The 20,941-nt window shown below is 69.8% G+C and carries 20 protein-coding genes; 6 read left to right on the top strand and 14 right to left on the bottom strand.

Annotated elements, in window-relative coordinates:
- Position 1: 1 nt before the first annotated feature.
- Positions 2-1,528: an ABC transporter substrate-binding protein gene (locus AB0J16_RS25065; RefSeq protein ID WP_358543662.1), complete on the bottom strand. Its 1,527-nt coding sequence runs from the start codon at positions 1,526-1,528 to the stop codon at positions 2-4.
- Between the two features lie 359 nt (positions 1,529-1,887).
- Here AB0J16_RS25065 and pdxA point away from each other — a divergent pair, with 359 nt between their 5' ends.
- Complete coding sequence (pdxA, locus tag AB0J16_RS25060) at positions 1,888-4,344, top strand: 4-hydroxythreonine-4-phosphate dehydrogenase PdxA (RefSeq protein ID WP_358543660.1); 2,457 nt, start codon at positions 1,888-1,890, stop codon at positions 4,342-4,344.
- A gap of 37 nt (positions 4,345-4,381) precedes the next feature.
- Positions 4,382-5,209, top strand: a complete 828-nt coding sequence (locus tag AB0J16_RS25055; protein WP_358543657.1) for a DeoR/GlpR family DNA-binding transcription regulator — start codon at positions 4,382-4,384, stop codon at positions 5,207-5,209.
- Positions 5,210-5,303: 94 nt separating this feature from the next.
- On the opposite strand, the gene AB0J16_RS25050 is transcribed toward AB0J16_RS25055, so the two are convergent.
- On the bottom strand, positions 5,304-5,999 hold the full coding sequence (locus tag AB0J16_RS25050; protein WP_358543655.1) for an MFS transporter: 696 nt from the start codon (positions 5,997-5,999) through the stop codon (positions 5,304-5,306).
- Between AB0J16_RS25050 and AB0J16_RS25045 the strand changes: the two genes are divergently transcribed.
- Together AB0J16_RS25045 and AB0J16_RS25040 are read left to right on the top strand one after the other, a co-directional pair.
- Positions 5,979-6,197, top strand: a complete 219-nt coding sequence (locus AB0J16_RS25045; RefSeq protein ID WP_358543652.1) for a hypothetical protein — start codon at positions 5,979-5,981, stop codon at positions 6,195-6,197. The genes AB0J16_RS25050 and AB0J16_RS25045 overlap by 21 nt on opposite strands.
- Before the next feature lie 421 nt (positions 6,198-6,618).
- On the top strand, positions 6,619-7,608 hold the full coding sequence (locus AB0J16_RS25040; RefSeq protein ID WP_358543650.1) for a hypothetical protein: 990 nt from the start codon (positions 6,619-6,621) through the stop codon (positions 7,606-7,608).
- A gap of 22 nt (positions 7,609-7,630) precedes the next feature.
- On the opposite strand, the gene AB0J16_RS25035 is transcribed toward AB0J16_RS25040, so the two are convergent.
- The 9 genes from AB0J16_RS25035 to AB0J16_RS24995 all read right to left on the bottom strand — a co-directional run bounded on the left by AB0J16_RS25035 (position 7,631) and on the right by AB0J16_RS24995 (position 15,042).
- Entirely contained in the window at positions 7,631-8,128 is a 498-nt protein-coding gene (locus tag AB0J16_RS25035; protein ID WP_358543648.1) for an ATP-binding protein, read from the bottom strand.
- The gene (locus tag AB0J16_RS25030; RefSeq protein WP_358543646.1) at positions 8,125-8,445 is read right to left on the bottom strand and encodes a hypothetical protein; all 321 of its coding nucleotides are present in this window, start codon (positions 8,443-8,445) and stop codon (positions 8,125-8,127) included. The genes AB0J16_RS25035 and AB0J16_RS25030 overlap by 4 nt, the downstream gene beginning before the upstream one ends.
- Positions 8,421-8,801 (bottom strand): hypothetical protein, encoded by a 381-nt coding sequence (locus tag AB0J16_RS25025; protein ID WP_358543644.1) that lies wholly within the window; start codon positions 8,799-8,801, stop codon positions 8,421-8,423. The genes AB0J16_RS25030 and AB0J16_RS25025 overlap by 25 nt, the downstream gene beginning before the upstream one ends.
- 115 nt (positions 8,802-8,916) lie before the next feature.
- Entirely contained in the window at positions 8,917-9,702 is a 786-nt protein-coding gene (locus AB0J16_RS25020; RefSeq protein ID WP_358543642.1) for a transposase, read from the bottom strand.
- 358 nt (positions 9,703-10,060) lie between these two features.
- The gene (locus AB0J16_RS25015) at positions 10,061-10,873 is read right to left on the bottom strand and encodes an urease accessory protein UreD (RefSeq protein ID WP_358543639.1); all 813 of its coding nucleotides are present in this window, start codon (positions 10,871-10,873) and stop codon (positions 10,061-10,063) included.
- The gene (gene ureG / locus AB0J16_RS25010) at positions 10,870-11,583 is read right to left on the bottom strand and encodes an urease accessory protein UreG (protein WP_358543636.1); all 714 of its coding nucleotides are present in this window, start codon (positions 11,581-11,583) and stop codon (positions 10,870-10,872) included. Before ureG ends, AB0J16_RS25015 begins: the two co-directional genes overlap by 4 nt.
- A gap of 46 nt (positions 11,584-11,629) precedes the next feature.
- On the bottom strand, positions 11,630-12,304 hold the full coding sequence (locus AB0J16_RS25005) for an urease accessory UreF family protein (RefSeq protein WP_358543633.1): 675 nt from the start codon (positions 12,302-12,304) through the stop codon (positions 11,630-11,632).
- 85 nt (positions 12,305-12,389) lie between these two features.
- The gene (locus AB0J16_RS25000) at positions 12,390-14,204 is read right to left on the bottom strand and encodes an urease subunit alpha (protein WP_358543630.1); all 1,815 of its coding nucleotides are present in this window, start codon (positions 14,202-14,204) and stop codon (positions 12,390-12,392) included.
- A 79-nt stretch (positions 14,205-14,283) separates the two neighbouring features.
- Positions 14,284-15,042 (bottom strand): urease subunit gamma, encoded by a 759-nt coding sequence (locus AB0J16_RS24995; RefSeq protein WP_358543627.1) that lies wholly within the window; start codon positions 15,040-15,042, stop codon positions 14,284-14,286.
- 317 nt (positions 15,043-15,359) lie between these two features.
- Here AB0J16_RS24995 and AB0J16_RS24990 point away from each other — a divergent pair, with 317 nt between their 5' ends.
- Complete coding sequence (locus AB0J16_RS24990) at positions 15,360-16,325, top strand: site-specific integrase (protein WP_358543624.1); 966 nt, start codon at positions 15,360-15,362, stop codon at positions 16,323-16,325.
- Between the two features lie 233 nt (positions 16,326-16,558).
- Here AB0J16_RS24990 and AB0J16_RS24985 read toward each other — a convergent pair whose 3' ends face one another.
- Positions 16,559-17,671 carry a HAMP domain-containing sensor histidine kinase gene (locus AB0J16_RS24985; protein WP_358543620.1) on the bottom strand — a complete coding sequence of 371 codons (1,113 nt, stop codon included), beginning with the start codon at positions 17,669-17,671 and terminating at the stop codon, positions 16,559-16,561.
- Between the two features lie 68 nt (positions 17,672-17,739).
- Positions 17,740-18,402: a response regulator transcription factor gene (locus AB0J16_RS24980; RefSeq protein WP_358543617.1), complete on the bottom strand. Its 663-nt coding sequence runs from the start codon at positions 18,400-18,402 to the stop codon at positions 17,740-17,742.
- A gap of 115 nt (positions 18,403-18,517) precedes the next feature.
- Between AB0J16_RS24980 and AB0J16_RS24975 the strand changes: the two genes are divergently transcribed.
- The gene (locus tag AB0J16_RS24975) at positions 18,518-20,068 is read left to right on the top strand and encodes a hypothetical protein (RefSeq protein WP_358543614.1); all 1,551 of its coding nucleotides are present in this window, start codon (positions 18,518-18,520) and stop codon (positions 20,066-20,068) included.
- Here the strand turns inward: AB0J16_RS24975 and AB0J16_RS24970 are convergent.
- A complete protein-coding gene (locus tag AB0J16_RS24970) occupies positions 20,059-20,913 on the bottom strand; it encodes a helix-turn-helix transcriptional regulator (RefSeq protein ID WP_358543611.1) in 855 nt (284 codons plus the stop codon). The genes AB0J16_RS24975 and AB0J16_RS24970 overlap by 10 nt on opposite strands.
- Between the last annotated feature and the right edge of the window lie 28 nt (positions 20,914-20,941).

Here is a 20,941-nt window from a genome sequence, read left to right as displayed (position 1 = left end):
TTCATCCATTCAGTCGCACGGATGCGAGTTCGTAGGAGTTGGTGGGACTGAGCAGCACGTTCTCCACGCGCTTGCGCCGGGCGATGACGGTCTTGGGGACGAAGGCCCACATGCAGGGCCAGGTGTTCCAGATCTCCTTCTGGGCGGTGGCGAGGATGCTCTCCCGGGCGGCCTTGTCGGTTTCCTGCGAGGCCTTCTCCAGCAAAGCGGCGATCTTGGGGAACACGTAGCCCTGGTAGGTGTCCCGGGTGGCCTCCTTCTCCTTCGTGCCGGCGAACATGCCCTGCAGCGGCGTCAGCGCCAGCCCGGTCGGACCGGGGTAGCCGTTGCCGAGGACGTCCCAGTCGCCGCCCCGTCCCTGCCGCCACTTGGAGATGTCGCCGCCCGGCTGGAACTGCTGGAGTTCGGCCTGCACGCCGACCGCCTTGAGCATCTCCACCACCGCCTCCATGACGCTCGTGTCGTTGGCGAACTCGCCCGTCTCCCAGATGATCTTGATCTTGAGATCCTTCACTCCGGCGGCCTCGAGCATCTGCTTGGCCTTCTGCGGGTCGTAGACGTATTCGCCCGTCTGGACCGCGCCGGTCAGGGTGTCGGCCACCACGCCCCGAGCGGGGGAGACCGAATCGGCGAAGACGTCCTTGATCAGGGACGGGCCGTTGATGGCGTAGCTCAGCGCCTCACGTACGCGCGGGTCGGCCAGCGGGTGCCCGGCGGGCTTGCGGAAGTTGTAGAAGAGCTGAGTGATCCGCGTGCTCGGCACCTGCTGCACCTCCACGTCACCCAGCCCCGACAGCTGGCTGATCGCATCGGGGGAGATCGCGTCGATCACGTCGACCTCGCCGCTGCGCAGCGCGACGACGCGGTTCGCCTCCTCCGGCAGGAACCTGACCTGTACGGTCTTGATCGCGGGCGCGGGGCCCCAGTACTTGTCGTTGACCTGCAGCGTGTACTCGCCGGTGCCCCGGTTCGCGGCGGTGACGACGTAGGGGCCCGATCCCACACCGCCCTGGAGTTCCTCCGGTTTGTTGGCGGCGGCGGGGGTGATGAGGATGTTCGCCATCAGGTAGTCGAGCGTCGGCACCGGATGCTTGGTGACGAGCTTGAAGGTGGCGGCGTCGACGGGGGTGACCGTCGGCCACTCGGGGAAGAGGCCGGCCAGGAAGGATCCGGGGACCTTCTGGTACATCTCCAGCGCGGTTGCGACGTCTTCGACCGTGACCGGGCTGCCGTCGGAGTAGCGGACGCCGTCGCGCAGCTTGACCGTCCACTCGTTGGGAGCCGTCAGCTCGAACCGCTCGGCCAGGACGTGCTGCACGGTGAGCTTCGGGTCGATGAAGGTCAGCGCCTGACGGACGCCGCGCTGGACGGTGACGGCGGCGTCGAACTGGTTGAGCTTGTTGTCCAGCGACACGAGCGAGCGGTTGAGCGCCAGGGTGATGCCGGAGCCGCCGGCGGGCCCGCCGCTGGAGCCCACGCCCGGCGCACTCCCCGGTCCCGCGCAGGCGGCGAGGGGACTCAGGGTCATGGCCGCACCCGTGAGAGCGCCGAGACGGAGAAGACTGCGACGGGAGAACTGGGGGCCGCTTCCGGGATGAGTCACTGGGCTTCTCGCTTTCTGAACCGTCCGCAGTGGTACGCCGCTCAGCAGCGGCCGTCTGCCAGGACCGGATGTTTCCCACGTCACAACGACGTTGCTGCACCATTACACGACTGCGCATTTCGCGCAAGGGGCCTAGCGCATTTTGTGCAAGCTGTGACATCATCCAGTCAAGACGAAGGATATGTCGACGCGTCCGCCTCACTCGGAAGCGGATCGCGCATATGGGTTCGCGAACGCCGCGAGAGTCCTTCTGACCTGCAAAGATCAATCACACCGGGGGTTCCTTGAGGCCCAATCCCAGCACGGCCGCGCACGGTGTCCTCATCGTGGCCGACGACCTGTCGGGGGCAGCCGAGTCCGCAGCACGAGTCATGATGCGCGGAACACGCACGAGGATTCTTCTCACCCATGACACCGTGCGCGGCGAGCGCGAACTCGCCGACATCCTGGTCGTCGACACCGACTCCCGGCACCGGCAGCCCGCCGAAGCCGCCGCGGCGGTGCGTTCCACGGTCGCCCTGGCCTCAGCCGGGCGGCCGCGGCTGATCTTCAAGAAGATCGACTCTCTCCTGCGCGGCAACGTCGCGGCGGAGGTGGCCGCGCTCGCGACGCCCGGCGCCGCCGTCGTCGTCGCCCCCGCCCTGCCCGGCCTGGATCGGGTGATACGCGGCGGCGTGCTGTACGTGGCCGGTGCCGCCCTCCACCAGGCGAATGCCTGGGCGGTGGACGGCGTCCCGGCTCCGACATCGGTGGAGTCGGCTCTGGCGCCGCTCCCAGCCCGCGTGCTGGACCTCGCGACCGTGCGATCCGATCGCCTTTCCGAGGCGATCGCCTCCTGCGCGCGGGATGCGCATATCGCGCTGTGCGACGCGGAGACGGATCAGGACCTGGACGCCATCTTGCGTGCCGCGCTGACCGTGCCGTCGGTACGGCTGGTCGGATCCGGCGGGCTCGCCGACGCGCTCGGGCGTCACCTGCGGAGTCTCGGCCCGGCTGCCGGGGAGCATTCGCCCGCTCTACAGTCTGTCGCGCTGGCATCCCCCGAATCGCTCGACGTGGTGGGCACCGGCGTGAGCTCTCCGACCTCACTGGTGACGGGCAGCAGCGTGGGCTCCCCAGCATCACTCGTCGTGACGAGCAGCGGCGTGGGCCCGCCGGCGCCGCTTGTCGTGGTGGGCAGTGCCGAGCCTGTCGCGGCCGAACAGGTGCGCCGGCTGACCGAGGCCGGAGCCGTGCCGGTGGCCCTGCCTCTGGCGGCCCTCCTCGGCACACCCGACGGCCGCGAACCCCTCCCCCACATCCCCCTCGGCGACCGAGCGGTCGTGGCCTACCTCGACTCCGCCGGCGTCGTCCTCCCGGCCGCCTCCCGTGACATCGCGAGTCGGCTGGCCGAGGCCGTCGCGGACGCGGTGCGCGCGTACGAGAGGCCGGTGGACCTCGTCCTGACCGGCGGCGAGACCGCCCGGCGCGTCCTTGATGCCCTCCAGGTGCGGGAACTGACCCCGGTCGGGCAGGTGCACCCTGGAGCCGTCCACTCCCGGACGGCCGACGGCCGTTCAGTGGTCACCCGCCCGGGCAGCTTCGGGGAAGCCGACTCGCTCGTCGAGATCGTCAGGGCCCTGGCCCCGCACTCCCTCGAATCTCTTCACCCCACCCTCTCCCAACGCGAAATCTCTCAGAACCAAGTGAAAGGTCCCGAAGTGAGCATCAGCACTGCCGGCGTCAGCCGACAGCCTCGCACCGCGGCCACTCCGATCATCGCCGTCACCATGGGTGACGGTGCCGGTGTGGGTCCGGAAGTCATCGTCGGCGCCCTCCAAGACCCCGGCACCGCCGCACTCTGCCGTCCGATCGTCATCGGCGATGCCGTACGGCTGCGCCAGGCGGCCGACATCCTCGGGATCGACACCGAGATCGTCGCGATCGACACAGTGGCCGACGCCGTGTTCCAGCCGGGCCGCCTCAACGTCATCGACCTGGGGCTCCTGCCGGCGGACCTGCCCTGGGGGAAGATCTCCCCCGTGGCGGGGGCGGCCGCGTACCACTATGTCCGCGTGGCCAGCGAGCTGGCGATGGCCGGGGAGGTGCAGGCGATCTGCACGGCGCCGCTGAACAAGGAGGCCCTGCACGCGGGCGGCTACATCTTCCCGGGCCACACCGAACTCCTCGCGCACCTGACCGAGACCGGCGAGGTGTCCATGATGCTGTCCTCGCCGAAGATCCGGGTCATCCACGTCACCACGCACATCGGACTGATCGACGCCATCGCGAAGATCGAACCCGGCCTGGTGGAGCGGACCGTCCGCCGGGGTCACGAGGCGCTCCAGCGGGCCGGGATCGAGAACCCGCGCATCGGAGTGTGCGGCATCAACCCGCACGCCGGCGAGAACGGCCTGTTCGGCTACGGCGAGGAGGCCGAGAAGATCGTTCCCGCCATCGAAGTCCTGAAGGCCGACGGCATCGACGTGCAGGGGCCGCTACCCGCCGACACGGCGTTCTTCGTCGCGGGACGCGGTGACTACGACCTCATCGTGGCGATGTACCACGACCAGGGACACGGGCCGGTGAAGATCCTGGGCATCGAGGCCGGAGTGAACATCACCGTGGGCCTGCCCGTGATCCGCACGTCCGTGGATCACGGAACCGCCTTCGACATCGCGGGGAAGGGCATCGCTGAGGTCGGTAGCATGATCGAGGCGCTGCGGCAAGCCGCCCAGATGTCTCCCAGTCCGGCGAGCTGACCCGGGACCGTTGAACGCAAGCCGAGAAGGAGGAGCGTTGTCCAGGAACTCTGACCGTCGGCGCGCCGAGATCGTGCGCCTGGCCACGACCAGTGGTCTGGCCAGTGTCGAAGAACTGTCCTCGACGTTCGCTGTGACGCCCTCCACCATTCGCCGTGACCTGGCCCGGCTGACCACGCAAGGCCTGCTGACCCGGACCTTCGGCGGCGCGATGGCCGTCGTCGCCCACCCCGAGGACTCGGTGCGCCAGCGCGTCGGCGAGGCCTTCGAGGCCAAACACGGAATCGCCCGATGGGCGGCTCAGCAGATCGGAGCCGGCGAATCCGTGCTGCTCGACGCCGGCTCGACCGTCGCGGCGCTCGCCCACGAGCTGCGCTCCAGCACCCAGCTCTTCATCGCCACCACGAGCTTGACCGTGCTCAAGGAGCTCGGCGACGTCGAGAGCCTCCATGTGGAGTGCCTCGGCGGCCGGCTGCGCCATCTCAGCCAGGGGTTCGTGGGCCCCACCACCGAGGCGTCTCTGGAACGGATGTCGTTCGACCGCGTCTTCCTCGGGGCCGACGGAGTCACCGCCGACCGAGGGATCTGCGAGGCCGACCTCCAGCAGACCCGGCTCAAGGAGCTCATGGCCCGCAACTCCCGCAAGACCTACGTACTGGCGCACGCGGCCAAGCTCGGGTGCGGTCCGTTCCATGCCTGGGTGCGGCTCCCCCGGCCCTGGACGCTGGTGACCGACGACACGGCCTCGGAAGACGCGCTGGCCCCGTTCTCGAGAGAGGGTGTCGAGGTGGTCGTGGTCGACGTCGAGGGCCAGGTCAGCAAGCCGAAGCCGGCCGCGGATCAGCCGAGCGCCCCGCAAGGGTGAGGGCAGCGCGGCCGATCATGCCGCCCTGAGCCGGGCAACCGGTCACAATCTTTGGTGGCACGGCCGATCATGCCGCGCTGACTTGGGCAACCGGTCACAATTTTTGGTGGCGCGTGGCCTCATCGGCAGGGTCCGTCTGGCTTGTGCGATTTGCGGCGTGGGCGGTGAGGGCGCCGATCGCGCAGATGATCGCGATGCCGAACAGCACGTACTGTGCCGAGTCGAGCATCGAGGCGCCGCCCAGGTTGACCAGGACGCCGCCCACCGCCGTACCGAACGCGATCGACAGGCTCGTCACGGTGGCGATCGCCGCCGCCGCCCGGCCGCCTTCCTCCGGATCGCGAGTGCTGGACATCGCGGCCACCGACAGATGCGGATAGGCCAGGCCGATGCCCGCACCGGCGGCGAGCAGCACCGGCATCCAGACGAGCACCAGCCAGCTCGGCGTGTCCGCACGCTGCAGCAGCCCCTGAAGGAGGAGGCCGGCGGCGAGCAGCACCGGGCCGAGCACACGCAACCGGTGTACCGCCCGGCGTCCTGTCACCGACGAACCGCCGATCTGGGTGAGCGACCAGCCGAGCGAGATCGCCGCGGCGAAGAACCCCGCGACGAGGGGTGGCAGCCCGGCCAGCCGCTGGCCGAACAGCGGCAGGAACGGCTCGACGGCGACGCCGAAGGCCAGCAGCCCCAGCGTCAGGTAGACCCACTTCAATGACGAACCCCTCTGGTATGTCGTACGCGGGAAGACCCGCAGCTCGCTGCGCCGCTCATGGACGACGAACCCGGCCATCAGCAGCAGCGCCAGCGTGATACCGGCTCACGCGCCCACCTCCACGACGAATGTGTGGATGGCGGGCTCGACGCCGCCGAGCTGTTCGTGATCGTCAGGACTCATGCCTTCAAGGCTGTTGTTGAACTGTTCCCGAAGGCTTTCCCCGCCTGTCGTCGACAGTGCTGGGCGGATGGGGGTGTGACTTGGATCGCTTGAGGTCGTGATTCTTGGATCGGTATTTGTCGTGGTCGGCTTGGCTGCGGTGGTTGGTGAGCCGAAGCATGCTGCTTGTCACTGAGGCGGACTTGTTGTCACCAAGGTCCTCGATTGGTGACGCGGCTGGTGTCTGGTTGTGGCCGTGAGAAGCAGCAACGTTTGTTCGCTGGTCTGAGCGACGGCCGCGTGGTCGTCGGGTCATGGGGCATGCATAGGTAAAGCGCGGGCGTGGTATTGATCTGCCTCCTGCCACCGAACTTGAGGCATCGCCATCGAAGCCGAGGCACCTGTAGGCGTGTGTCAACAAGACGGAGGCATCTGTCGATCTTGACCGCTATGGTTGGCGGCACTTGATCGCCAAATCGCTTCGAGGTCCGGGTCGCAGCGGTCGGCGTGCTGTCACCGACCCTGGAGCAAGCCGTTGATCGAAGTTCTGACACCGATTCGCAAGATAAGGATCAAGCAGGCGTACATCCCCGAGGCTCGAACGGTCCTCCCTGACGGGGACACCTGTGTGGTCGTCGACGCCTACGGCCAGTTGTTCACCGTCTCGCTGTCCACCAGCGAAGTGGTCCGAGTGGAGTCGGGCTCGCTGGGGGTCTCCGCGCTTTCGGTGACCCCAGATGGCCGGCTGATGGCCACGAGCATGCACGCCTTCGGCGAGTACGGCATCCGGATCTGGGACGTGGCGAGCTGGACGGTAACCACGGAGTTGCCCGGGCACAGCCACCCGATCCTGGCGGTGTCGGCGGTGGGTCGAATCGTGGTCACGGCGGCCCGGGACGGTACGCGGATCTGGGATTTGCGCCAGGGATCCTGCAGATTCACGCTGCCGGGCACAGAAGAGGTGATGTGGGTCGCGGTAACCCACAACGAGCGCCATGTGATCACGATGAGCTGGGATCGTTCGATCGTGCTCTGGAGCCTGCGGACAGGCGTACCGATCCGGACGCTGCGGGAGGCCGACTCCCGATTTCCAGCCTTGAGTTCGCCCGCGAGTGACAACGGGGTTTGGATCCGGACCGTCCTGGCAGACTCGGTACGCGGTCGCGTGCTGGCGGCCGACGGTCAACTGTGCGTGGGCGGCCTCGACGGCCGGGGTCCCCTGGAGAACTGGGAGACGATACCTCGACACGACAGGGTGCACATGATCCCAGGAAAGGACATGGTGCACACCTGCGTGGCGGCGCTGAATCCGGCGGACGGGACCGTGGCCGTCGACTACGGCGGACGCGTATACCTCCTGGACCCAGGCGGGCAACCACTCGCAGTGATGGGACCGGAACCGGGGCCGGGGTGGATACCGGTGAGCACCATGACCTTCACCCCGGACGGCCGGCTGGTGTACTCCTTCCCCGGCGCCTTCGCGGCCGTGGAGGTGTGGCCGGCGCTCGCAGAGCTCACCGAATGAGACAGCTGTGCTCACCAACGGGTCACACGGGGCTTGAGGGGTGATGGTGTAGGTGGTGGCAGTGGTCAGCCAGTGGCTTGTTCGGTGCGGGCGCGGGTCTGGGCGAGCCGGTAGGAGTCAGTGCCGGTCTCGAGGATGGTTCCGCCAAAGGTGAGGCGGTCGACAATGGCCGCGCAAAGACGCGGGTCGGTGAAGGTCTTGGCTCGCAGGAGGCCAGGGTGTGGATGACGGCGGGATCGATGTTGGGGTTGGCGTCGAAGTCGAACTCGCGCAGCGCCTTTTGCCGAGGGAACGAGGCGGCCTTGATCCGGCGTTCGGAGCGACGCCGGCTGCGGTCGTCGCACTCGGCCATCAGCAGCTCGGCCAGGAACCCTCGGTAGGTCATCTGATCGCGGGCGGCGGCCTCGGCCAGCTCGGGGAACTTGGCCCGGACGGTGGGTAGCCGCAGCATCCGGCAGGCGCTGTTCACAGCGGTTTCGGCGGCTTGTTCGGTCAGTCCGCGGTGGCGATTGGTCGTCATTGAACCTCTCCCTGGCTGGTCGATCCTTGTCTCCCGGATGGGCGACGGCGCAAGAGCTGGTCGTAGTGGGCCACCGACGGCAACGGCCGCCGATCGACAGGCAGCTGGGCCAGCCGCCGAGCGGTCAGCGAGGTGACGGTCGCGGCCGGGGCCGATGCCGCCTGATCGGCCTTGCCGGTGTCGGCCGCGTCCTCAGTTTCGGCAGCCTTGCGGGCTTCCAATGCGACCGCGTCAGCGGTCAACGCCCCGGCCTGGAGCGCGGCGGCGATCCCGGCCACGATGTGCTCGTGGTTCATGTGGCGGCCCAGCAGCAGCACCTGGACCAGGGCGCGCCTTTGGCCTTGAGCCGCTCATGCCGGGCGACTTCCTCGCGCCCGTTATAGACGACCAGCTCCGAGGCGTGCAGCACCACCCGCACCATCCGGCCGATCAACCGGACCGGCACCGAGTAGCGGTTGGTGCGGACGCTGATCTGGCTGTGGCGGTCCACCCGCAGCGAGAAGTGCCGACCGGTTTCGAACGGCTCGTCCGGCAACGGCCGCAGCAGCGGACGCTCGACGGCGAACAGCTCGCCGATCGTGCGGGGACGCGACCGGATCCGCCGCTGCTCGTCCTCTTCGTCCCAGCGGTCCACCATCTGGTTCAGCTCGGCCAGCGAGTCGACCTCGGGCACCGGGACGAAGTGGTTGCGGCGAAACCACCCGATCTGTCCCTTCAGGGGTGTTGCCCAAACTCATCAACAAACGTTGCCGCTACACGCGGACGAAACCAGGTGTCGGGTCGCCGGATCAGAGGACCGCCGCGATCTCCGGCCAGGAGTAGAAGACCTCATCGGGTGGCACCTCGCCCGCGAGGACTCCGCCGAGGGAGGTGTAGAAGCGGCGGGCGCGTCCGTTGACGGCGCTCAGCGCCGAGGGCGCTTCCAGATTGACGGCATAGCCGGCGATCGCGCGGGAGTGGTCATCTTCGATCACGGTCAGCCACGGCCGGGCGGGGCTGTTGTTGTCGTCGATCACCCAGATGTCCAGCTCGGTGTGGTCAGCCTGCCAGATCTCATTGGGCTTGGCGGCCTCGCGCCGGTAGACCAGCTCGTAGGTCTCGCGGTACTTCTTGGTGCCCTGCACGCCGAGGGTGACCAGCGCCGGGTCCAGCGAGCTGACGATCTTATGCACAGTCCAGTACGTGGGGATCGGCCAGTCGCGGGCGGCGGCGACGGAAGCGCTCTGCCGGTGGATCGTGGCCACGCTCGGCCGCGGCGTACGCAGCGCCATCCCCTCGATGAAGGCCACCAACTCCTCGGGGAATCGGCGCAGCCCCTTGTCCTTTCGGCCGGCCCGGGCCAGCGCCTCCAGCCCACCCCGCCGGTAGGCCGCCAGCCAGCGCTGCAACGTCCGGTAGGTGACACCGCTCTCGCCCTGCCCCGCCGCCAGCCGGGCCAGGGGCACTCCCTCATGCAGATGCGGGGCCAGCAGCTCATAGCGGGCCATCGCCGACCCACGACTGCCAGGCTCGGCGGCGGCCCGCCCCGGATCGGGCCGGGGTAGTCGCGGCCTCGGCTTCTTGCGGCTCCTCACTCGCGGTGCTCACCATGTCATCGTCGGCCCCGCGCGCCGCAGAGACCATCCGCTTCAACGCCACACTCATGCCACGGCCAGCACAAACCGTACCCCCTGCCGCAGAGGCTGTTCGGGCGCCGGAGGCCGCGCAGGCGCAGGCATGGATGGGTGCCGGGGTACGGCGAGCGCGCCGGATGTCCGGCGCGCCCGTGTGCATGGGCGGGGTCAGCAGCTACTGACGGTGTCGCCTCCATCGACGGTGCAGGTGCCGGAACCCAGTCGCCACCTCCGCCGAACCAGGCGCCACCGATGAGTCCTCGGCCCTGTCGGCGTCTCCCTGTGGCGCCACCTCTCGGCGCCGCCTTCCTCCTGCCCATCACCAGAAGCGTCCCCCGCATATGGGGTAAGCCGCGTCGAGGAGGCGGCGCAGCCGCAGAGCGTCCGGGGCGAGGGCGGTGACCAGGACTGCGGGGCCGGCGAGCGGGGTCAGCACGGCCTGCCCGTGGGCCGGGTCGTCGCCGAACAGCCGCACGTCCGGCGGCTTGTCGTCGAAAGCCGGGTCGACGACGAGGAGTTGGCCGGCGGCGCGGTGGCCGGCCAGGACGGCGGGTCCGTCCCAGCCGGGTGCGTCCGGCCCGTACGTGTTCTGCTGGTCCAGCAGCGGGCGTCGGTCGTGCCGGACGGTGAGGCGGGTGGTCAGCCGGCCCGGGGGTTCGCCGGCGCGGCCGAGGACCTGTTCTTCGCGCAGGACGAGACGTGCGCCGGCGGCGAGGTCGACGGTGCAGCTCTGGCGCAGGTTGCTGCGGGCGGCGGAGATCAGCGGCTCGGGCAGCCAGTGCAGGCTCGCCTGTTCGCCAACGCTCAGGTGCACGTCGTAGGTGGCGTGTCCGGGGGTGGGGCCGCGCAGGGCGATGGTGGCGGCGGCCGTGGTGACGTGCAGGTGGGCGCCGGGTTCGACGGCGGCTTCGAGGCGCAGCCGGTCGCCGCCGAGCGGGGCGCTCATCACGCCGAGGATGCACACCCGTGCCTGATTTCCCTGCGGGCGGTGGCGGCGCAGGTCGAAGGGGCCGGCGCCGGCCAGGACGGGAAGCGCGGTCTCTTCTCCCACGCTGATCGCCCTGATCCGGGCGGTGGCATGCACGCCCGAACTGGTGCACCCGGCCGCAGCGGCCTGGGAGGCGAGGATCACGCGGCGCTCGCGGTCCAGTCGGCCAGGCGCGCGCGGACCCAGTCCGACACGGGCGTGACGCCGCCTTCAGTTTTGAGGGCGGTGAAGGCGACGGGCAGGTCGCCGCGCTGGGCCTTGGCGTCGCGGGCCATGCCCTCCAGGTCTGCGCCGACGTACGGGGCGAGGTCGGTCTTGTTGATGACGAGCAGGTCGGAGGCGGTCACGCCGGGGCCGCCCTTGCGGGGGATGTCATCGCCGCCCGCAACGTCGATGACGAAGATCTGCGCGTCGACCAGGCCCCTGGAGAAGGTCGCGGTGAGGTTGTCCCCGCCCGATTCGACGAGGATCAGGTCGAGCGGGCCGAGCTGTTCCTCCAGGTCCTCGACGGCTTCGAGGTTGGCGGAGATGTCGTCGCGGATGGCGGTGTGCGGGCAGGCGCCGGTCTCGACCGCCCTGATGCGCTCGGCGGGCAGGACGGCCTCGCGCAGCAGGAACTCGGCGTCCTCGCGCGTGTAGATGTCGTTGGTGACCACCGCGATGGACAGGTGATCGCGCAGCGCGCGGCACAGGGCGGCGACGGTGGCGGTCTTGCCGGTGCCGACCGGCCCGCCCACTCCGATGCGCAGCGCGCGACGGCGGCCGTCAGGGCGTCCGTCAGGGCGTCCGGGGGAGGAACCGCCGGGACCGTGGAGGTGATTCTCGGCGAAGGCGTGGCTGTGGTGCAGGTGCATGGCTGCTCCGGTGCTCGGGAGGCGAACGGTCGGGGAGGCGAGGTGGTCAGGAGGCGAACAGGCGCATCGGGCGGGCGGCGTGCTGTTCAGCGGTGATGTCGAGCAGTGGTGCCGAGGCGGCGGGCAACGCCTGCACGCCGTCGGCCTGGACGCGTTGCGCGGCTTCGGTGGCCTGCTGCGCGAGGTGGTCGATGTCGGCGGCCAGGCGGGCCAGGACGGCGGTGGCGTCGAAGGGGTCCAGGCTGAGCAGGCGTACGGTGGCGGTGGCCGGGCCGCTGACGCTCTCGTATGCAGCCGCGTAGGCGGCGTCCAGCGGCGTCAGGTTGGCCGAGCGGGCGGCCAGGCCGAGGACGATGGGCTGGTGCGCGCCGCGGGGCCGGGCCGTGGCCAGGGCGTCGAGCTCGGGCGAGGGCCAGGCGGCGCGGGCGGCGCGCAGCAGTTGCCGGCCGAGCCTGCACGCGGCCTGGCGCAGGGCGGGTGAGGGGGTGCGGGCGTCGGCGGCCTCATCCAGCAGGAGCGGGTCGCAGCCGGCGGCGGCCGCGGCGGCCAGGCCCGCCGCGACCAGGCCGCTGGTGTGCAGCCGGCCGCGGCAGAACTCCTGCAGGCTCGCCACGTCGCGCACGCGTCGCGCGGTGACGGCCGCCTCAGCCCCGCCGGAGTGGGCGTGCCCGCCGGCGGGAAAGCGGCCGTCGGCCAAGACGAGTAGCGCGGCACGGTTCATCGGACGCGGCTCACCTCTCGTGCGCGGGTCATGCGCGGGGCAGTCGTTCACGGGCGCGATCAAGTGGGCGATCACCAGGTGGCGGTCAGAAGAGGAAGTACAGCTGCGCCATCGGCAGCTCACTGGCTCCTTCGTCGCGGTCGGCGATCTCCTCGATCTCCTCGGTCGTGGCGATCTCCGTCCTGTTCACGTTCTCGTCCTCCAAGCCGATCACCACCTCGAAGGTGTTGGGATCGACGCGGATGTCGGGGATGGCGTCGTTCTCCCGCATGTCGGCCTTGAAGACCTTGCGGGTGTCGCGAATGGGCGTGAACGTCTTGCGCACGGTGACCCGGTCGCGCAGCCCGGCCTTGATGGCGGCCGCGGTGACGAAGTTGACGGAGTTGGCGGCCGGGGCCCGGCCGGTCGCTCCCCACATCGGGCGCGGCAGGATCGGCTGCGGGGTGCTGATGGAACCGTTGGCGTCGCCGACCTGCGCGTAGGCGATCTGCCCGCCCTTGATCACCCGGTGCGGCTTGACCCCGAAGAACTTCGGCTCCCACAGCACCAGGTCGGCGAGCCGGCCCACCTCGACCGAGCCGACCTCGTCGTCGATGCCGTGCGCGAGGGCCGGGTTGATGGTGTATTTCGCGACGTAGCGGCGGGCGCGACGGTTGTCGTGCCCGTCCTGGCCCGCCTTGTCGCCGTCCAGTACGCCGCGCCGCTCCTTCATCACGTGCGCGGTCTGCCACGTCCGCATGACCATCTCGCCGATGCGGCCCATCGCCTGAGCATCCGACGACATGATCGAGATCGCGCCGAGATCGTGCAGGATGTCCTCGGCGGCCATCGTGGAAGGCCGGATCCGCGACTCGGCAAACGCCAGGTCCTCAGCCACCAGCGGATTCAGGTGATGGGCGATCATCACCATGTCGACGTGCTCCTTGACCGTGTTGACGGTGAAGGGCCGGGTCGGGTTGGTGGAGGCGGGCAACACATTCGGCAGGCCCACCATGGTCAGCATGTCGGGGGCGTGGCCACCGCCGGCACCCTCGACGTGGAAGACATGGATCGGATGGTCGCCGATGGCCGCGATGGTGTCCTCGACGTTGCCGGCCTCGTTCAACGAGTCGGCGTGCAGGGCGAGCTGCACGCCGGTCGCCTGGCACACCTGCAGGCAGCGGCGCAGCACGGCCGGGGTGGCACCCCAGTCCTCGTGGATCTTCAGGCCGAGCACGCCCGCTTCCACCTGGTTGTACAGCGACTCGGTGGACATGGTGTTGCCCTTGCCGAGCAGCCCGATGTTGACCGGGAAGCTGTCCAGCGCCTCGAACAGCCGGGCGACGTGCCAGGAGCCGGGTGTGACGGTCGTGGCGGTGCTGCCGTCGGCGGGGCCGGTACCGCCACCGATCAGCGTGGTCACCCCGGATGCCAGCGCCTCATTGATCTGCTCGGGGCAGATGAAGTGCACGTGGGTGTCGACACCGCCCGCGGTGAGGATCTTGCCGTTACCCGAGATGACCTCCGTCTCGGGGCCGATCACGAAGTCCGTCGCCGTGGCATGCCCGTCGTGCAGCCGGTCCATGGTCTCGTCGTTGTAGGCCTTGCCGAGCGCGACGATCCGGCCGTCGCGAATGGCGACGTCGGCCTTGACGATCCCCCAGTGATCCAGGATGACCGCGCCGGTGATGACCGTGTCGGGCGGCTGTGGGGCGCCGAACCGCTCGGAGTCGCGCGGCGCGCACGACTGGCCCATCGACTCCCGCACGACCTTGCCGCCGCCGAAGATGACCTCGTTGCCGCTGCGGCCGGGACCGCCGCACCAGTCCTCGGTGATCTCGATCCGCAGATTGGTGTCGGCCAGCCGGATGCGATCCCCCACGGTGGGCCCGAACCGGTCGGCGTAGTCGACCCGGCTCAACGGCTGATGCCTTCCCTCTGTCCGCGGCTCAGGCAGCGGCGCCGGCGGCTCAGGTGCGGGCGGCTCAAGTGTTGGTGAGTCAGTCACGGAGCTTGCCTCCGACCTTGCCGTTCAGGCCCTCGACGATGCGCTTGCCCTCGATGGGCACCAGCTCCACCTCCAGCGGGTTAGGGGGTTCGAAACGCACCGAGCTGCCCGCGGGGATGTTCAGCCGCTTGCCGTAGGCGGCCTCGCGGCTGGGCTCGATGGTGAGGCGGGAATTGACCTCGTAGAAGTGGAAGTGCGAGCCCACCTGGATGGGACGGTCATCGGTATTGGTGACCGTCACGATCGTGACCTCGCGACCGGCGTTGAAGGCCACCGGGCCGGCGTCGCGCGGATGGTCGATCTTCCCGGGGTGAACCGGTGCCGCCTCCTTGCTCCCCTCCGGAATAGGGAGGATGCCCAGCTTCTGGATGGGGTTGCGAAGGGTGACCATCTTGGTGCCGTCGGGGAAGGTGGCCTCGATCTGAAGATCGCCGATCATCTCCGCCACGCCGGGCATGACCTCTTCGTACGTGGGCAGCGGCAGGTCGTCCGGCTGATGCTTCAGCTCCATGAGGTTCTCGACGGATCTGCCGTCCCGGGCCCCTTCCAGCACATACGCGGTCAAGATCGCGACCGTCTCCGGGTAGTTGAGCTTTCGCCCCCGCTTTTTCCGCTTGTGGGCCACGTCCGCGGCCACATGGATCATCAGACGTTCCTGCTCATGCGGAGTCAGATGCACTCCGCCACCTCGCCTTCGCTCCGCCCCGGGCTCTCCCGAGGCCCACCACGGACACCGACCGGCCTCAGCCATGCGGCGGCCGTCCGCTCGCTCCAGGCGGGAACCGGAGCTCCCGCCTGTGCGCCCACAGGAGCGCCAGTTCGGACTGGTGACCCCGCAAGGCGACCCGAGGCGTTAACAGATCAACACCCCGCTGCCCACAGAACGTAACTTGACGAATACTTGGAGCGACGTAGCGTGACGGTGAGGAGTCCATCACCAGCGACAGAGAATTGACAATATCTGTCACTCTTCGGGCGAGCCGGTGCCGTCCGGCCAGCTCGGCACCCGCTCGTCCGGGCCGACTCGGTAGCGTTATCTGTCACATCGTCTTCGCGGGAGGTCCATCCATGCCGGTCGTCGCGTTTCCCGGCGCGCCCAGCCCGGCCAGTAACGGGCACTCCGGCGCCACCGTCGCCGACGCGGTCGCGCACTTCCTCGACTCGCTCGGCGCGGCCACCACCCGCACCAGCTACGCCCGCACCCTCGCTCAGCTGACCGCCGTCACCGGCCCAAACCCCCCCGTCGCCGCGCTGCAGCCCGAGCACTACGCCGCCGTCATGACCGGCTGGGACACCGCGGCCGCGGCCACCTGGAACCGGCACCTGTCCGCCCTGGTCTCCTTCACCACCTGGGCCCAGCGCCAGGACCTGCTGGCCACCAACCCCGCCCGTCGGCTGCAACGCCGCAAGACCACCCGCCGCGGCGACCGCACCATCCCGCAGGCCCGCCTGGAGGCCCTGTTCACCGACGACCGCCACGCTGTGCGGGAGCGAGTCCTGTGGCGGCTGCTGTATGAGACGGCCGCCCGGGCCGAGGAAATCCTGTCCCTGAACGTCGAGGATCTCGACCCCGAGTTCCGCCGCGCCCGCGTCGTCTCCAAGGGCGGGGCGATCGAGTACGTGCACTGGGCCACCGGCACCGCCCGCCTGCTGCCCCGTCTGCTTCAAGGCCGCATCGCGGGCCCGCTCTTCCTGGCCGACCGACGCGCCCCCACCTCCGGCCGCCGCGCACCCGCGGCCGCCGACATCTGCCCGCTCACCAGACGGGGCCGGCTGTCCTATCCCCGCGCCGAGTACCTGTTCAAGACCGCCTCCGCCGAACTGGACCCGCACGGTGAAGGCTGGACCCTGCACCAGCTGCGCCACAGCGCGCTGACCCACCTGGCCGCCGCCGGCCGCACCGCCCCTGAACTGCAGGCCAAATCTCGCCACCAAAACCTTGCCAGCCTTGGCCACTACGTACGCCTCGGCGAGGAGACCTCCGCCCGCATCACCGCCGAGCACGACCCCGCTGCACTCCGCCGCACCCGCTGAGGTCAGGCCAGACCGACCTACCTCAGCGACACTTCTTGTCTGCGGCCGGTTCCACGACGTCATGCAGGGATGTCTTTGGGGTTCAGGACTTGTTCGGGAGGAGCCCCCCGGTCACTACGGCGACCCCAACGACAAATACCGATCCAAGAAGCACGACCTCAAACGATCCAAGTCACAGATAGGGGCGCGAAAGCCTCAAGCCGCGGTAGAACCTTGCCCCCGCGCGTGCCCGGTCAGCGGGGATGGTTCGGATGAGCTCCGTGGGCGAACCGCACGGTGATGGACAGGCCGCCTTCGGGGCGGGCGCTGGTGGTGAGGGTGGCGTGGTGGGCTTGGGTGACGGCGTTGACGATGGCCAGGCCGAGGCCGTAGCCGTCGCGGCGGCCGTGACGATCGGGCGCCAGTCTCTGGAAGGGCTGGAAGAGCCGCTGGATCTGGTCGCCGGGGATGACCGGCCCGCTGTTGGTGACCGTGAGGGCCACCTGGGTGCCGATGGTCTGGGTGGTGATCTTGACCTGGCCGTCCGGGCGGTTGTGGCGGATGGCGTTGTCGATGAGGTTGGCGACGAGGCTTTCGATCAGTTTCGGGTCCCCGGCCGTCACCGCGGGCATGAGGTGTTCGGCCAGGTCGATGCCGGTCTGCGCGGCTTGGTCGCGGCGGGAGGCGAGCACTCCCGCGACGATCTGGGTGAGGTCGAGGGCGTCCCAGCGGGTGACGCCGCGCTCGCTGGTGGCCAGGGCGAGCAGCGCCTGGACCAGCCGCTCCTGGTGTTCGCCCAGGGTGAGGGCCTCCTGGCAGACCGAGCGCAGGGTCTCGGCGTCGGCGTCAGGGTCGGCGAGGGCGACTTCGAGCAGGGTACGCAGGCCGGCGAGCGGGGTGCGCAGCTCGTGGGAGGCGTTGGCGACGAAGTGGCGCTGGGCGTCGAAGGAGGCTTGCAGGCGGGCGAACAGGTCGTCGAGGGTGTGGCCGAGTTCGGTCAGCTCGTCCGCGGGCTGGCCGAGGTCCAGGCGCCGGTGAAGGTCCCCGGCGGAGATGATCTTGGCGGTGGTGGTGATGGCGCGCAGCGGGCGCAGGAACCGGCCGGCGACGTACCAGCCGAGAGCCAGGGCGACGGGAATCAGTATGACCAGGGCGACGGCGGATCCGGTGAGAAGTTGGGGCAGGCTGATCCCGGCCCCGGTTTCAGTGATCGGGCCGGATGGGCCTTTGGGGGTGGTCTGCTGGATGCTGACCAGCGGGATGTCCACGAGTATGAGCACGAAGGTCCCGGCCGCGTAGATGCCCGCCGCGTAGGCCAGCGCGAGCCGCGTCTGCAGCGACCTTCTGGTGGGCGTCTGGGAGGTCATGAAGGTCCGATGGGGTTGAGCGTGTGGGGAGGTCATGACGGTCCGATGCGGTTGAGCGTGCGGGGAGGTCATGACGGTCCGATGCGGTAGCCGCCTTCGCGGACGGTCTCGATCACCGGCGGGTCGCCGAGCTTGACCCGCAACCGGTGCATGGTGTGCTTGACGGCGCTGCTGAAGGGGTCGGCGGCCTCGTCCCAGACGCGCTCCAGCAGTTCCTCGGCGGAGATGACCAGCCCTGGCATGGCGAGCAGGCATTCCAGCAGGCCGAACTCCCTGGGGCTCAGCTCAAGGCGCCGGCCGGCCCGGAAGGCGATACGGCGGGCCGGATCGAGGGTGATGTCCCCGCAGGCCAGGGTGGGCGGCAGCGGCGGGGTGGCACGGCGGCCCAGGGCACGGACGCGGGCGACCAGTTCGGCGAACGCGAACGGCTTGGGCAGGTAGTCGTCGGCGCCGAGGCTGAGCCCGTCGACGCGGTCCTCGATCGTGCCGGAGGCGGTGAGCATCAGCACGCGGGTCTCACAGCGGCCGTGGGCCAGTCGCCGGCAGATCTCGTCCCCGTGGACGCCGGGCAGGTCGCGGTCGAGGATCACCACGTCGTAGCGGGTGACGGCCAGGCGGTCGAGGGCGGCGGTGCCGTCCAGGACGACGTCGACGGCCATGCCCTCGCGGCGCAGCCCGGTTCCGATGGAGCGGGCGAGGATCTCGAAGTCCTCGACGACCAGGACCCTCACCGACCCCCACCGCCTGGTTGAGGTGCCATGCCTCAACGATCCCAGATCCCCGGTCGCAGCCAGGTCGCAGCCGCTGCGACCCGGCTGGAACCGGGTGCCGCGTACAACCTTCGGCATGAATCCATCTACGCCGTTCCGATCCGGCTTGCACGCGGAGTGGACCAGGTTCCGCACCGGGCGAGGCTGGGTGCTCGCCATGGCGGCCTCCATGCTGGTCACCGTGTCGCTCGGGCTGCTGATCGCCGGAGGCGTCCGCAGCAGCTGCGTGACCGGGAAGGGCGAAGGCCCCTGCCCCGCGCCCTTGCTGGGACCCGATGGCACGGCTGTGCAGGACAAGTACTACTTCGTGCACCAGCCGCTCAAGGGGAACGGCGGCATCACCGCCCGCGTGGCGGACATGACCGGGCAGATGCGGCTGCCGGACGCCGTACCCGGGGTGCGCAACATCAAGGAGGGGGTGGTGCCGTGGGCGAAGGCCGGGCTCCTCGTGCGGCAGAGCCTCAAGCAGGGCACACCGTACGCCGCCGTCATGCTCACCGGAGATCACGGCGTGCGGATGCAGTACAACTACACCCACGACGTGGCCGGCGGACCGCACAACGGCCCGCAGTGGCTACGGCTGACCAGGTCTGGCGATACCGTCACCGGCTTTGAGTCGGACGACGGCAAGACGTGGACCCAGGTCAGCACGGTCAAGCTGACCGGGCTGCCGGAGACGGTCGAGATCGGGCTGTTCGCCGCCTCACCAGGTGCCTTGTGGGACATGGCGGAGGCCTTCGCCCAGGCCACCGCCACCTTCGACCAGATCAAACTGCAGGGTGCGAACGGTTCGTGGCGCCGCGACGATGTCGGCGTCGCCCTGGAGTCCGACGGCAAGACCCCGCATCACCCGGGCGGGGTCGTCGAGTCCGGTGACAAGCTCATCGTGACCGGGGGTGGCGACATCGGGCCCGCCACGGTGGAGGGCGGTCTGCGCGCCGACTTCACGCTGCTCGGCGGGGTCATCGGGCTGATTCTGGTGCTCGGGGTGGCGGTCACGTTCTACACGGCAGACCTCCGGCGCGGGCTGATCAGGACCGACCCGCAGCACGCACAGCCGCTCGCGCCGCCGGTCGGACCGCTGGTCGGGCCGCTGGTCGGGCCGCTGGTCGGACCGCGTCCGGTGCGGCTGCTGGCGGCCAAGGCCACGGTGGTCGGCGCGGTCGCGTTCGCGGCGGGGCTGATGACCTCGGGGATCGTGGTGCCCGGGGGTCTGGCGCTGTTGCGTGCCCATCAGAACCCGATTCAGCCGCTGACCCTGGGTACCGAGCTGCGGGTGATCGTCGGCTTCGCGGCGCTGACCGCGGCCGCCGCCGTACTGGCTCTGGGCCTGGCCGCGCTGGTCAAGCGGGCCATCGTCGCCATCGGGCTGGCCATCGCGCTGGTCGTCGTGCCGTACCTGCTGGCGACCGCGGGTCTGGCGCCATGGCTGCTGGTGATCACCCCTGCCGCCGGGTTCGCGATCACGCAGAGCGTCCCCACGTTCGCGCATGTGGACGTCGGCCCGTCACTGTTCGGGAGCTACTACCCGCTCCCGCCCTGGGCAGGGTTGGCCGTGACCTGCGGGTACGCCGCCCTCGCCCTCGGGGCGGCGATAGCCGTGCACCGCGGGAAAAATCATCGGTGACTGCGGTGGGCGGTCTCCGGGCCGATGACGCGCAGGAGCTCGAGTGCCTCGATGCTCTTGGATCCGGGCGGCGGCGTGAACAGGCGCAGGCGCTGGTCGGCGGCCTGCGTCTGCAGCATCTCGAAGTCGAATTCGATGAGCCCGACGGACGGATGCACGACGCGCAACCGGCTCTCGCGGCGCACGGCGACCTCGTGCCGCTGCCAGAGGTCGGCGAACTCCTCGCTGGCCGCCCCGAGCCGGTCGATCAGCGCGCTCGAGGGCCGATCGTAGTCACGGCGTGTCGCGGCGGCGCGCAGGTCGGCGACGCGCAGGCGGCTGTGGCGGTCGTGTTCCTCGGCGGGGTACGCCTGGCGCACGAACGGGTCGGTGAACCAGCGCCACACGATGTTCCGGTCCCGTTCCTCGATCCTGCACACGCACCCGAACAGCGTCTCGGCCAGGGTGTTCTGCGCGAGCAGATCTCCGAGGTCGGTCAGGAGCTGGGCGGGCGTGTCGCCCAGCCGGTCGAGAAGGTAGAGCAGGCCGGGACGTACGTGATTTCCGGCGCGCGCCCCTTCGGGCGGCCGGTGGCCCGCCAGCAGGTAAAGGTGATCTCGTTCATCCTCGGTCAACCGCAATGCCCGGGCGAGCGCGCTCAGTAGCTGGACCGACGGCTGGGAGCTGCGCGCCTGTTCGAGCCGCATCACGTAGTCGGCCGACACCCCGGCCAGCTGGGCCAGCTCTTCGCGGCGCAGGCCGGGCGTGCGGCGCCGCGGTCCGGCGGCCAGGCCGACCTCCTGCGGCCGGAGCCGTTCGCGGGAACGGCGGAGGAAGTCCGCCAGCTTGACGCGGTCCATCTTCATGTCATCCATCCTCGCCGCCCGACGAGCT

Origin of the sequence: Nonomuraea sp. NPDC049750 (genome assembly GCF_040659625.1) — a bacterium.
Lineage (GTDB): Bacteria > Actinomycetota > Actinomycetes > Streptosporangiales > Streptosporangiaceae > Nonomuraea.
This window is presented reverse-complemented; position numbering and strand designations above follow the sequence as displayed.

Bases quoted from the DNA above. Each gene is read 5' to 3' on its own strand.
- AB0J16_RS25065 (WP_358543662.1), bottom strand. From the start codon at position 1,528: ATGACCCTGAGTCCCCTCGCCGCCTGCGCGGGACCGGGGAGTGCGCCG.
- AB0J16_RS25045 (WP_358543652.1), top strand. From the start codon at position 5,979: ATGGACGACGAACCCGGCCATCAGCAGCAGCGCCAGCGTGATACCGGC.
- AB0J16_RS25050 (WP_358543655.1), bottom strand. From the start codon at position 5,999: ATGGCCGGGTTCGTCGTCCATGAGCGGCGCAGCGAGCTGCGGGTCTTC.
- AB0J16_RS25035 (WP_358543648.1), bottom strand. From the start codon at position 8,128: ATGACGACCAATCGCCACCGCGGACTGACCGAACAAGCCGCCGAAACC.
- ureG (WP_358543636.1), bottom strand. From the start codon at position 11,583: ATGCACCTGCACCACAGCCACGCCTTCGCCGAGAATCACCTCCACGGT.
- AB0J16_RS25005 (WP_358543633.1), bottom strand. From the start codon at position 12,304: ATGAACCGTGCCGCGCTACTCGTCTTGGCCGACGGCCGCTTTCCCGCC.
- AB0J16_RS24995 (WP_358543627.1), bottom strand. From the start codon at position 15,042: ATGGCTGAGGCCGGTCGGTGTCCGTGGTGGGCCTCGGGAGAGCCCGGG.
- AB0J16_RS24990 (WP_358543624.1), top strand. From the start codon at position 15,360: ATGCCGGTCGTCGCGTTTCCCGGCGCGCCCAGCCCGGCCAGTAACGGG.
- AB0J16_RS24985 (WP_358543620.1), bottom strand. From the start codon at position 17,671: ATGACCTCCCAGACGCCCACCAGAAGGTCGCTGCAGACGCGGCTCGCG.
- AB0J16_RS24975 (WP_358543614.1), top strand. From the start codon at position 18,518: ATGAATCCATCTACGCCGTTCCGATCCGGCTTGCACGCGGAGTGGACC.
- AB0J16_RS24970 (WP_358543611.1), bottom strand. From the start codon at position 20,913: ATGAAGATGGACCGCGTCAAGCTGGCGGACTTCCTCCGCCGTTCCCGC.